Source organism: Wenyingzhuangia sp. 2_MG-2023 (genome assembly GCF_030548295.1).
GTDB lineage: Bacteria > Bacteroidota > Bacteroidia > Flavobacteriales > Flavobacteriaceae > Wenyingzhuangia.
Genome location: NZ_JAUOSB010000001.1, coordinates 135,739 through 148,778, shown reverse-complemented (window position 1 = coordinate 148,778; position 13,040 = coordinate 135,739). Strand labels below are relative to the sequence as shown.

At 34.1% G+C, this 13,040-nt stretch carries 11 protein-coding genes; 10 read left to right on the top strand and 1 reads right to left on the bottom strand.

From position 1 onward, the window contains the following. The first annotated feature begins 10 nt into the window (after positions 1-10). Together Q4548_RS00560 and Q4548_RS00555 are read left to right on the top strand one after the other, a co-directional pair. On the top strand, positions 11-718 hold the full coding sequence (locus Q4548_RS00560; RefSeq protein WP_303450154.1) for a hypothetical protein: 708 nt from the start codon (positions 11-13) through the stop codon (positions 716-718). 168 nt (positions 719-886) lie between these two features. Further along, positions 887-2,428 carry an alpha-L-fucosidase gene (locus Q4548_RS00555; RefSeq protein WP_303450151.1) on the top strand — a complete coding sequence of 514 codons (1,542 nt, stop codon included), beginning with the start codon at positions 887-889 and terminating at the stop codon, positions 2,426-2,428. Positions 2,429-2,482: 54 nt separating this feature from the next. On the opposite strand, the gene Q4548_RS00550 is transcribed toward Q4548_RS00555, so the two are convergent. Next, positions 2,483-3,505, bottom strand: coding sequence for a LacI family DNA-binding transcriptional regulator (locus Q4548_RS00550; protein ID WP_303450149.1), 1,023 nt, complete (start codon positions 3,503-3,505; stop codon positions 2,483-2,485). A gap of 187 nt (positions 3,506-3,692) precedes the next feature. Between Q4548_RS00550 and Q4548_RS00545 the strand changes: the two genes are divergently transcribed. The 8 genes from Q4548_RS00545 (at position 3,693) to fucP (ending at position 13,033) form a co-directional block, all read left to right on the top strand. Beyond that, a complete protein-coding gene (locus Q4548_RS00545; RefSeq protein WP_303450145.1) occupies positions 3,693-4,703 on the top strand; it encodes a zinc-binding alcohol dehydrogenase family protein in 1,011 nt (336 codons plus the stop codon). 31 nt (positions 4,704-4,734) lie between these two features. Continuing rightward, positions 4,735-5,769, top strand: a complete 1,035-nt coding sequence (locus tag Q4548_RS00540) for a sugar kinase (protein ID WP_303450143.1) — start codon at positions 4,735-4,737, stop codon at positions 5,767-5,769. Positions 5,770-5,862: 93 nt separating this feature from the next. Continuing rightward, entirely contained in the window at positions 5,863-6,531 is a 669-nt protein-coding gene (locus tag Q4548_RS00535; RefSeq protein ID WP_303450141.1) for a bifunctional 4-hydroxy-2-oxoglutarate aldolase/2-dehydro-3-deoxy-phosphogluconate aldolase, read from the top strand. Between the two features lie 4 nt (positions 6,532-6,535). After that, complete coding sequence (locus tag Q4548_RS00530) at positions 6,536-8,188, top strand: UxaA family hydrolase (RefSeq protein WP_303450139.1); 1,653 nt, start codon at positions 6,536-6,538, stop codon at positions 8,186-8,188. Positions 8,189-8,312: 124 nt separating this feature from the next. After that, positions 8,313-9,764, top strand: a complete 1,452-nt coding sequence (locus Q4548_RS00525; RefSeq protein ID WP_303450137.1) for a tagaturonate reductase — start codon at positions 8,313-8,315, stop codon at positions 9,762-9,764. A 10-nt stretch (positions 9,765-9,774) separates the two neighbouring features. Then, positions 9,775-10,602 carry an amidohydrolase gene (locus tag Q4548_RS00520; RefSeq protein WP_303450134.1) on the top strand — a complete coding sequence of 276 codons (828 nt, stop codon included), beginning with the start codon at positions 9,775-9,777 and terminating at the stop codon, positions 10,600-10,602. Positions 10,603-10,613: 11 nt separating this feature from the next. Next, the gene (locus Q4548_RS00515; RefSeq protein ID WP_303450131.1) at positions 10,614-11,564 is read left to right on the top strand and encodes an aldo/keto reductase; all 951 of its coding nucleotides are present in this window, start codon (positions 10,614-10,616) and stop codon (positions 11,562-11,564) included. Between the two features lie 131 nt (positions 11,565-11,695). After that, a complete protein-coding gene (gene fucP / locus Q4548_RS00510; protein WP_303450129.1) occupies positions 11,696-13,033 on the top strand; it encodes an L-fucose:H+ symporter permease in 1,338 nt (445 codons plus the stop codon). The last annotated feature ends 7 nt before the right edge of the window (positions 13,034-13,040 follow it).

Sequence of the window (13,040 nt, the reverse complement as noted above, 5' to 3'; positions counted from 1 at the left end):
AAGGAAAATTATGAAGTCAAAATACACAAAAATAGTAGCTGTTGCCGTTATACTTTTTTTAATGGTTGCTTGTGGAGGTGATAGTTCTAAAGAAGTAGAAAAAGTTGTAGCAATACCTACAGCTGCAATATTGGTGTCTCCTCTAAAAGATGAGCCTTGCAATCAGGGAAGTGTGTTGTCAGAATTGCTAAGCACAATTACTTTTTCTTGGGAGGCTTCAAAAAACACAGATCAATACATTGTGGTGATAGAAAGTTTGGAAGATAATAGTGTGAAACAAATAGTGAGTAGTAGTACTACAGCATCGGTGAATTTGTCAAGAGGAATTTCTTTTAAGTGGCATGTGGTTTCTAAATCAGACACAACATCTAAAACCTCAGAAAGTGAAATTTGGATATTTTACAACGCTGCAGAAGGAACCGAAAGTCATGTTCCGTATCCAGCAACTTTGGTAGCACCATCTATGGGAATTGTTACCGCAACTAAAACTATAACATTGTCTTGGAGTTCTAATGATTTGGATAATGATATTGTTTCTTATGAGGTGTATTTAGATACTGACAGTAATCCATCAACATTACATACAATTCTAGATAAATCTATTTTAGAAAATGTGTCTCTAAGTCCCAATACTACCTATTATTGGAAAGTACATTCAAAAGACAATACAGGAAATGTTTCCATTTCATCAGTTTTTAAATTTACCACAGGTGTTTGATTTATAGGTCTAAAATGTAGTATATACTTGTAATTGATGAAAATTAAATCATTTGTTTTAGTGAATGAACCTTTTGTTTTGTTATAAAAGGTATTAAAAAATGATCTTTGCTTTAAATCGATATTTGGTATTGATAAGGATTTCTATTTCAAATAATATTTAAGGAAAATGTTAAAAAAAATCGTGTTAGCTCTATTTGTAGGAGCATTTTTATTGGTAGCCTGCAAGGGTTCAAGTGAGAAAAAAAAAGAGGTTGCAGTTAAGAAGGTGTTTGAACCAAACTGGGAATCTATCAAGAAAAACTACAAAGATCCAGAATGGTTTAACAAACAGAAATTCGGGATTTTTATCCATTGGGGAGCTTATGCGGTTCCTGCGTATTCTTCAGAATGGTATCCAAGAAACATGTACATGGACACTGCGGTGTTTACAGCACAGTTAAAACATCAAAAAACTGGACCTCATGAGGCTTATACGCATCATGTGAAAACATATGGAAATCCTAAAGAATTTGGATATAAAGATTTTATTCCGATGTTCAAAGCAGAAAAATTCAATCCAAAAGAATGGATTACGTTGTTTAAAGAAGCTGGAGCAAAATATATAGTCCCTGTTGCAGATCACCACGATGGTTTTGCGATGTACAAATCAAATACAACTCGATGGAACTCTGTGGATATGGGGCCAAAAAGAGATGTTTTAGGAGAGTTAATGGCAGAAGGGCGTAAGCAAGGGTTGATTATGGGTGCTTCTTCTCACTTTGCGTTCAACTGGTCTTTCTTTAACAAAAAAGATCATTTTGATACTACAGACCCTGAATATGCTGATTTATATTCATCAAAAGGAAAAGATTTAACAGAGCCAGTTTCAGAGGCGTTTAAGAAAAGATGGTGGGATAGAACGAAAGATTTAATTGATAATTATAAGCCAGATATCTTGTGGTTTGATTTTATGTTAGATACTCCTGATTTTAGAGAATACCGTCCAAAATTAGCCGCATATTACTATAACAAAGGAATTGAGTGGGGTAAAGAAGTAGTGTTGCAAGACAAAAACTTTTACGAACAAGCTTTTCCAGAAGGAACTGTTGTGTATGATTTAGAAAGAGGGAAATTGGCTGATATTAGAAAATTACCTTGGCAAACAGATACTTCTATTGGTAAAAATTCTTGGAGTCACGTTTCTAATTGGAAATCTAAAACAACCAATGATTTGTTAGATAATTTAATTGATATTGTTTCTAAAAACGGAAACTTATTATTAAACGTAGGACCAAAAGCAGACGGTACAATCCCAGATGACCAGGCAAAAATATTATTGCAAATGGGAGAATGGCTAGGTACTAATGGTGATGCAATTTACAACACAAAATATTGGAGAACTTTTGGAGAAGGACCTACAGAGGTTAAAAAAGGACATCATTCAGAAGGAAAAAATAAAGATTTTACGGGGCAAGATATCCGTTTTACACAAAGTGAAGATGGAACAAAGTTGTATGCTATTTTAATGGAGTGGCCAACTATAGGAAGTGTAAAAATTCATTCATTGGGGTTAGGTAATGAGTATTCAAAAGATATTACAGTGAAATCTATTAAAATGTTGAGTACTGGGAATACTTTACAATGGAAGCAAAATGCTGATGGTTTACAGGTAGAATTACCAAAAGATAAACCAGGAGATTATGCTTACGTATTAGAATTAACACTGTAATATAAGTTAATTTTTGGTTTTGTTAAAAGGTTTTGTCTTAGGGCAAAACCTTTTTTAATTCTTTTTTTTAGAGGATGCTCGGACTATAAGTTCGGCATCTAAAATAATTTTATTTAGTTTTGGTTTCCATGTTTTGTCCTTTTCTCTTTTTAAAAATTGCTTAGCTACTAATTTTCCAATTTCTTCGTTGTGTTGGTAAATGGTAGATATGGCAGGTGTAACCAAAGAGGTAAAGGGCTCGTTACTAAAACCGACCAAGGCAATTTCTTCGGGTACTTTTACGTTGTTTTCTAGCAAAACTTGTAAAGCTCCTAAAGCAGCATAATCACCAGCAGCATAAACACCATCAGGTCTTTTAGGAAGTTTTAAAAGTTCTTTCATTTTTTGTCTACCTCCTTCAACAGTAAGATCTCCTTCTAGTATCAATTCTTTCTCAAGAGGTAAATTGTGTTTTTCAAGCGCATCAATATAGCCTCTAATACGGTTGTTGTATATTCGTGTATGTCTGTAACCAGCAATGTGAGCAATTCTTTTACATCCTTGTGCTACCATATGGTCTACCACAATGTGACTACTTTTGTAATCGTCAATACCAATATAATCAACACCAATGTCATTATCACCTCTATCGTATAAAATTAGAGGAATCTCTTTAGCTTTAATTTTTTCATAATGACTAAAGTCAACGGTTTCGTTGGTTAATGATGCGATAATACCATCAACTTGAGTTTGTAGTAAAGTTTCGATATTTCTACATTCTTTGTCGTAAGATTCGTTAGATTGTGTAAAGATTACATTGTAGCCTTTTTTATTCAATTCTTCTTCCATGTTTTCTACTACAGAAGAGAAGAAATAACTATTGGTTCTAGGTACAATAACTCCTACCAATTTACTTTTTCCACTTCGCAAAGCAGATGCCAATTGGTTGGGTTGGTATTCAAGTTCTTTGGCTACTTTTTTTACGGCTTCTTTGGTTTTGTCGCTAATTCTAGGATGGTTGTGTAGAGCTCTAGAAACAGCTGAGGGGGTAATCTTCAAAACATTAGCAATATCTTTTATTGTGGTTTTCTTTTTCATATTCAAAATATTACTATATTTGTTCAAACGTTTGAGCAAATGTAAATATTCTAATTGTTTTATTCAACATATAGGATGTTTAATGTGCGAAAGTTGTGAGATTAATAATTGATGTTTTTTCGGTTGTTAATTTTTTTAACCCTTTTGTTCAAACGTTTGAACAAAGAATTTAAATTCAAATAATAAGATGAAATACATAGTTTGTGAAGAACCTGGAAAGTTTTTATTAAAGGAAAAAGAAGCTCCTGTTCGTAAAGAAAATGAAGCTTTGTTAAGAGTGAAAAAAGTAGGGATTTGTGGTACAGATTTGCATGCTTATTCTGGAAACCAAGCATTTTTCACGTATCCAAGAATTTTAGGGCACGAATTGGCTTCTGAAATTGTAGAGATTGGAGAAAATGAAAGAGGATTGAAAGCAGGAGACAATGTAGTGGTTATGCCATACGTTAGTTGTGGAAAGTGTATTGCTTGTAGAAATGGAAAAACAAATTGTTGTACAAATATTAGTGTGCTAGGTGTACATTCTGATGGAGGTATGCAAGAGTTTATCACAGTTCGTCAAGATTTATTGTTGCCAGCAAATGAGTTGTCAGATGATCAAATGGCTATTGTAGAACCTTTGGCAATTGGTGCACATGCCATTCGTAGAGCAAATGTTCAGAAAGATGAAACAGTTGTTGTTGTGGGTTGTGGACCTATCGGAATAGGAATGGTGAAATTAGCACAAATTGCAGGTGCTAAAGTTATTGTTTTGGATGTAAATGATGATCGTTTAAAATATACAAAAGAAGAAATTGGAGCAGATTATGTAATTAATGTAAACAACAATCCTGTTGAGAAAATTGCTGAAATTACAAATGGAGACATGGCAACTGCTGTGTTTGATGCTACTGGATTTAAAGGTGCATTAGAAATAGGACCAGATTATATGTCTCATGGAGGACGTTATGTATTGGTTGGATTGTCTAAGGGTGATTTGACTTTTGCACATCCAAAAATTCATGCAAAGGAAACTACTATTATGTGTAGTAGAAATGCAACTACCGAAGATTTTGAACATGTAATTAGTGTGTTAGACCAATTCCCAACAAGCTCATTTATTACACACAATGTTCCTTTTACAGAAATGATTGAAAATTTTGATAGTTGGACAAAACCAGCTACTGGAGTTATCAAAGCAACTGTAGATTTTATATAGAAATTAACCAAACCAAAAATTAACAATTACTATGTTCTCAACAAAGCATAAAGTCATCACTTTTGGTGAGATTTTGGGAAGATTGTCTCCTCCCAATCACCTAAGGTTTAGTCAAGCCAATTCTTTAGAAGTTATCTATGGAGGTGGAGAATTTAACGTAGCAGCTTCTTTAGCAAATTACGGAATTAGAGCTCAATTTATTTCAGCAGTTCCCAACAATGCTATTGGAGATTGTGTGCTGCAAAGCATTAGAAGTAGAAATGTAGGAGCCAAGTATATTTTAAGACAAGGAAGCCGATTAGGATTGTATTTTTTAGAACACGGAGCTTCTGGAAGAAACAGTGCTGTTGTATACGATAGAGCCAATTCAGCTATGTCAGAAGTGCAACCAGGTCAATTTGATTGGGATACAATTTTTAAAGGAGCAACTTGGTTTCATTGGAGTGGTATTACTCCTGCATTGTCTCAAAATGCAGCAGACACTTGCTTAGAAGCTGTAAAAGCAGCAGCAGAAAGAGGTTTGACTATTTCTACAGATTTAAACTATAGAAGTAAACTTTGGAAATATGGTAAAGAACCGAAAGAGGTGATGCCAGCTTTGTTGAAATACAGCAATGTTATTTTAGCGGATGTTGATACAGCAATGTTTATGCTAGGAAAAGCTAAAATCAACCCAGATTATAGCAAAGATGAAGAAGTAAAAAAACAGTTTGACAAAATTATAGAGTTGTTGCCAAATGTACACACTATCGGAATGACGTTTAGAAATTCCGTAAATGCATCTCACCAACGTATTGGTGGTCTATTGTACAAAAACAATCAGTTATACAGAGCAAGAATTAATGAAGTTTCACCAGTAGTAGATAGAGTAGGTACAGGAGATGCTTTTATGGGAGGATTGTTATATGGTCTGATAGATTATAAAAACGATTTGCAAAAAGCAGTAGCTTTTGCAACTGCTGCTTGTGTAATTAAGCACACCATTTTTGGAGATGTAAACAGAGCTTCTAAACAAGAAGTCATCGATTTTATGGAAAGTGACGGATCTGCATTGGTAGACAGGTAAGGTGATGTGGTTTGATTGTTAAATGCAAAACAAACAATTAAACAATAGATTAGGCAAACAAATTAAAAAGTTAAACGAATAAAGATTAAAAAAATGGCACAGTTTTCAAGAATAGAAGTAGCACAAGTGATGAAAGAAACAGGAATGGTTCCTTTGTTTTACCATCCAGATATTGAATTAGGAAAAAAAGTATTAAAAGCATGTTACGATGGTGGAGCTCGTCTGTTAGAGTTTACCGCTAGAGGAGATTTTGCTCACGAAGTTTTTGCTGCATTGACAAAATATGCCATTGCAGAATTACCAGGGATGATTATGGGTGTAGGATCTATTACAGATGCTGCAGCTGCTTCATTGTACATGTCTTTGGGTGCTAATTTTATAGTAACACCTGTGTTTAGAGAAGATATTGCGATTGCTTGTAACAGACGTAAAGTAGCTTGGAATCCAGGTTGTGGAACGTTGACAGAAATTGCAAGAGCAGAGGAACTAGGATGTGAAATTGTAAAATTATTTCCAGGAAATTTATACGGACCAAATTTTGTAAAAGGAATTGTAGGGCCTCAACCATGGACATCTATCATGCCTACAGGTGGAGTTACAACAGAAGAAGATAACTTAAAAGGCTGGTTTGATGCTGGTGTGGTTTGTGTTGGAATGGGGTCTCAATTAATTAGCAAACAAATTTTAGCAGATCAAGACTTTGCAGGTTTAGAAAAAACAGTAGCAAAAGCTTTAGAAACAATAAAAAAAGTAAGAGGGTAAATATATGTCAACTCAGTACGCACAAATAGATCCAAAAGATAATGTAATTGTTGCCATTCAAGCATTGGCAAAAGACACTTTTGTAGAAGTAGCAGGAGAGAGTTTGATGTTGAAAGAAGACATCAAACAAAAACACAAATTTTCTTTGTACGATTTCGTTATTGGAGATGAAATTTTTATGTACGGAGTATTGATAGGAAAAGCAGTATTACCAATTCCAGCGGGATGCGCAATTACTATTGAAAACGTAAAACACGCATCGGCAGCATACAAAGAAAGTGCAGAGAAATTTACCTGGACGGCTCCAGATATTTCTAATTTTGAAGGAAGAACCTTTGACGGTTTTCATAGAAAAGACGGAAAAGTTGGAACTGCTAACTATTGGTTGGTAATTCCTTTAACGTTTTGCGAAAACAGAAATATTGATGTTTTAGAAGGAGCTTTGTCAGAAAAGTTAGGATACGAAACCAAAAAAGATTTTGCAGTAGATACAGATGCTTTAATCCAACAATACAAATCTGGAGCGAGTACTGATGAAATTTTCAATACACCCATCATTACTACTAAAGAAGAAATGTCTAAAAACAGAATCTTTCCAAATGTAGATGGAATTAAGTTCTTAAAGCACGATGGTGGTTGTGGAGGTATTCGTCAAGATTCTGAAACTTTGTGTAAATTATTAGCGGGTTATATTTCCAATCCAAATGTAGCAGGTGCTACTGTGTTTAGTTTAGGATGTCAGAATGCACAAATAGAAATGTTGCAAAACGCTATCAATGCTATTGCCCCTAATAATGACAAACCAGTTCATTATTTAGAACAACAGCAAAGTGCTAGTGAACGTGCTTTGATAGAAGAAGCCGTAAAACATACATTTATAGGCTTGGCAGAGGCAAACAAACTAACTCGTCAACCGGCACCATTAAGTAAGTTGGTTCTTGGTTTAGAATGTGGAGGCTCTGATGGATTTTCTGGTATTTCTGCAAATCCTGCTTTAGGATATGCATCAGATTTATTGGTAGCCTTGGGGGGTAGTCCAGTATTATCAGAATTTCCTGAATTAAATGGAGTTGAGCAAGAAATCATCAATAGGTGTGTGACAGAGCACGATGCTAAAAAGTTCTACAATATTATGAGAGCTTATTCAGCAGCAGCAGTTGCTGTGGGGTCTGGATTTGAAAACAATCCTTCTCCAGGTAACATAAAAGATGGTTTGATTACAGATGCTATGAAATCTGCAGGAGCAGCTAAAAAAGGAGGTACTTCTCCAGTGGTTGAAGTTTTAGATTATACAGAACAGGTGACCAAACCAGGGTTGAATTTGTTATGTACACCAGGGAATGATGTAGAGTCTACTACAGGTTTGGTAGGTTCTGGATGTAACATTGTTGTGTTTACTACAGGGTTGGGAACTCCAACAGGAAATCCTGTAGCACCCGTATTAAAAATGTCTAGCAACACCAATTTATATGAACGCATGGTCGATATTATCGATATCAATGCAGGAACGGTTATTACAGGAGAGGATACTATTCAAACCATGGGAGAAAAAATATTAGATCACGTAATTAGAGTGGCTAGTGGTGAAACTCCATCAAAAGCTGTATTGCACGGAAATAATGATTTTATTCCTTGGAAAAGAGGAGTGTCTCTGTAAATATAATATACTGAGTTATTGGCATACGATGACTCAGTATTAGAATGGATAGTTAATTAATTATGTTAAAAATAATGAGACAAACTTTTGTGAAGTGTACTCATTACTCAATTTTAGTAAAAAAATGAATTCATTAAATAGAACAACAGCTAATAAACCAGTCAAATATCCTGTAAAAGTAATGCAATTTGGAGGAGGTAATTTTTTAAGAGCCTTTTGTGATTGGATGTTTGATGTATTGAACAAATCAACAGATTTTAATGGTAGTGTTGCTGTAGTAAAACCTACAAAAAGAGGTGATTATACAGAGTTAAGAGAGCAAGAAGGCTTGTTTCATGTAGCTTTAGATGGAGTTAGAAATGGAAAGTTGGTTTCAGAAGTTACTTTGGTAGAATCTGTAAGTAAAGTTATTCAACCTTATACACAATGGACGGAATATTTGGCTTTGGCAGAAGAGCCGGAAATGCGTTTTGTAGTGTCTAATACTACCGAAGCGGGAATCAAATTTTCTAATACAGATAAACAAACAGATTGTCCTCCGCATGAATTCCCTGCAAAATTAACCTTATGGCTGCACCATAGATTTACTCATTTTAATGGAGCAGCAGACAAGGGGTGTGTTTTATTGCCTTGTGAGTTGATAGAAAATAATGGTGTAGAATTACAAAAAACTATTTTAGAATACATAAAACTTTGGGATTTAGGTCAAGAGTTTGCAGCATGGATTGTAGATCATAATTACTTTTGCAGCACGTTGGTAGATAGAATTGTATCTGGGTTTCCAGAAGCTAGAAAAGCTGCTATTACTGAGCAAATTGGTTTTAATGATGATTTGTTGGTCGCAGGTGAAGATTATCATAGTTGGGTAATTAAAGGGCCTGCTTTGGTGCAAGAAGAATTGCCGTTTGCCAAAACAGATTTGAACGTTCAGTTTGTAGATGATTTGTCTGATTATAGAGAGATGAAAGTTAGAGTTCTAAATGGAGCTCATACTTCATTGGTTCCTGTAGGATATTTATCAGGATTAAGAACCGTAAAAGAAAGTATGGATGATGCTTTGGTTAGCAATCATGTATTGCAAGTATTGTCATCAGAAATAAAACCAACGTTGACTAATTTTTCTGAAAGTGAAGTAGATGCGTTTGTCAATGCGGTGATAGATCGTTTTAAGAATCCAACATTAAAGCACTTTTTATTAGCAATATCTCTAAATAGTACCTCTAAATTTCAGGCCAGATTGTTACCTGCTTTTAGAGAATACACCACTTTAAATGGAACTTTTCCCAAACGTATTGCTTTCTCTTTAGCTTGTATGATTCGTTTTTACAAAGGAAGCTTTGACAATGAAACCATTGCTGTAAATGATGATGCAGTAGCATTGGAATTCTTTAAAACGGAATGGGATAAAGTAGATAAGGGAAATCAAACATTAAAAGATTTGGTAGCACATACTTTAGCAAACAAAAACATAGTAGGAGATGATTTGTCTATCTACAACGGATTGGTAGATTTTGTAACAGAAAGAATCCAAGAAGTAGAAAATAAAGGGGTGAAATATTGCCTGGAAAACTTATAAAAACGTAGTTATGAATATAGATTCACATCAACATTTTTGGAAATACGAACCCGTAAAACATAGTTGGATAGACGATGAGATGGCAGTAATTCGAAAGGATTTTATGCCCTCAGATTTAAAAAGTGTTTATCAACAAAACAACATTGATGGCTGTGTAGCTGTACAAGCAGACCAAACATTGGCAGAAACAGATTTCTTATTAGATTTAGCTACTAAAAACGATTTTATCAAAGGAATTGTTGGTTGGGTAGATTTTAGAGGAGCTGATATTGATGAAGTTTTGAAACACTACAGTCAGTTTGAAAAGATAAAGGGATTTCGTCATGTAGTTCAAGGAGAATCAGATCCTAACTTTTTGTTAAGACCTGATTTTTTAAACGGAATTGCTAAGCTAGAACAATACAATTTTACCTACGATATTTTGGTGTTTCCACATCAATTAGGGTCGGTGTTAGAGTTTGTGAAAAAGTTTCCAAACATCAAATTTGTCATAGATCATATAGCAAAACCCTACATTAAAGATGGTTTTTATGACGGTTGGGCATTGCTAATGAAAGAAATAGCAAGTTACTCTAATGTGTATTGTAAACTGTCTGGAATGATTACTGAAGCAGATTACAAAACTTGGTCTTATCATGAATTGGTGCCTTATATGCAATTGGTTTTAAATGTTTTTGGAGCTGATAGAATTTTATTTGGATCTGATTGGCCTGTATGTTTAGTAGCCGGTAATTATGAAAAAGTAAGAAAAATAACAACCGATTTTATAGCTCCATTAACCATAGATGAACAAGAATCTATAATGGGATCAAATGCTGTAAAGTTTTACAATTTATAAAAGAATAAAAAATGAAAACAAAACCAACTTACATAAAAGGAGATTATACAAAAAGTGAATTTTTTAACAACCAAAGTAGATTAGTTTGTGGTTGTTCTGGGTTAGGAGGTGTTTGGAGACCTATCGCAGAAAAAGATGCTGTGGAAACATTAACTTATGCTTTAGAAAACGGAGTTCGTGTTTTTGATACTGCACCTTCTTACAATAGATCTCAAGAGTTTTTAGGGAAAACTTTAAAAGAATGGACTGGAGAAAAACCATTTATAAGTACCAAAGTAGGACGTTTAAAAGCAGATAGAGCTGATGATTGTGTTGTAGATTATTCAACAGAAACCATGCGAAAAAGCGTTTACGAAAGTTTAGAGGTAATTGGAGTGGATAAAATTGATTTGTTGTTTTTACACGAACCACATTTGGTGCCTGTAGAAAGAATGGATGAGATTATGGATTGTTTGAATGGTTTAAAAAAAGAAGGAGTAGTAGGTATGTTAGGAATTGGAGGGAATCCAACAGAGCCATTTTATCCACATATGGTCAAAGATAATTTTGATGTGCTTTCTGGATTCTTAAAAATGGATGCTTGTAATTTATCTGGTTTTGAAAGAGACATTCCTCAAATTCAAAAAGAAAATATAGCATACTACGCTGCATCTGCACTACACATGGGATTGTTAGGTAGACGACTGGATCAATACAATGAAGAAAGACCAAACAACGAATGGGTGACTAATTTAGATGTAGATACAGCGCTTGAAATAAATAAGATTGCTACAAAGCACGATATTCCATTATCAAGATTGGCATTAAGATATGTGTTCTCTACTAAAGAAGCTGATAGGGTTGTAGTAGGACCTAGTAAAAAAGAACAAATGATAGATTTGTTAAATGCTTGGGAAGAAGGAAAGTTAGAAGAGTCAATTTTTAATGAAATTACTACAGTGATTGAAAAGATTAAAGGTTGATCTAAGTGAATCAATAGTAGTTTATGAAGATAAAGTACTAAAAAGACATATGTAATACTTTCAAAGACATATGATTTCACAAGATAACGGATATTGTCAGTAATTCGTAATTGATTAAAATTAACAAAAGAATGAACAACACAGTTAAAAAACCGGTAGTAAGCAAGGAATTGCTATTTCCTTTTATTATTATCACATCCTTATTTGCATTATGGGGTATTGCAAATGATTTAACCAATCCAATGGTTTCTGCATTTAAAAAAGTAATGCCAGAATTGTCTAACATGCAAGCATCATTAGTACAATTCGCATTTTATTTTGGTTACTTTTTTATGGCATTGCCAGCTGCTTTGTTCATTAGAAAATTTAGTTATAAATCTGGAATTCTTTTAGGATTGGCTTTGTATGCAATTGGAGCTTTTTTATTTTATCCTGCGGCCGCTTTTCAAGAGTTCAATTATTTCTTGGTGTCTTTATGGATTATTACTTGTGGTTTGGCCTTTTTAGAAACTACTTCTAATCCTTTAATTTTAGCTTTAGGGGATAAAGAAACAGCCACGCAACGTTTAAATTTAGCACAAGCTTTTAACCCAATTGGCTCTTTAATGGGAATGATTGTTGCGCAACAGTTTGTAATTTCTGCATTAAGATCTGATGATAAAAATGAAGCAGGAGAATTAGTTTATGATACCCTATCTGAATCTGCTAAAGCAATAGTAAGAGAAAATGATTTGGGTGTGATTAGTGTTCCTTATATTGTTTTAGGATTGGTGGTTGTAGCCATTACGGTTCTAATTATTTTTACAAAAATTCCTAAAACTGCAGAAGAAGATAAAATGAGTTTATCGGAATCTTTTAAAATATTATTTGCAAATAATAATTACGTTCAGGGGGTTATTGCTCAGGCATTTTATGTAGGAGCTCAAATTATGTGTTGGACCTATATTTTTCAATATGTAGATAACATCAATGAGAGTTTAACAGAAAGTGAAGCGTTAACAGCTACTTGGTTTAACGTAGCGGCCATGGTTATCTTTTTATCTGGTAGATGGATTGGAACTGGATTAATGAAGACAATGAATCCTTCTAAAGTATTAATGATGTTTGGTATAGGTGGTGTGTTGGCTTGTTCTGGAGCAATTTTGCTTCCAGGAACTTTGGGATTATATTCTTTGGTAGGAGTCTCTTTATTTATGTCGATTATGTTCCCAACTATTTACGGAATCGCATTAAAAGATATGGGGGATGAAGCTAAAATTGGTTCTGCTGGTTTGGTGATGGCTATTGTAGGTGGAGCTTTAATGCCTGTTTTGCAAGGAAGTATTTTAGACTGGGGAGGACCAGGGTTCTCTGATATGAAAATTTTAGGATATATTCCTGAAGTTAATATCTCTTTCGTTTTACCATTAATCTGTTTGATTGTTGTTGCTAGATATGGAATGGTAACTTATAAAAAATCTAAAAATTAAAAGGAAA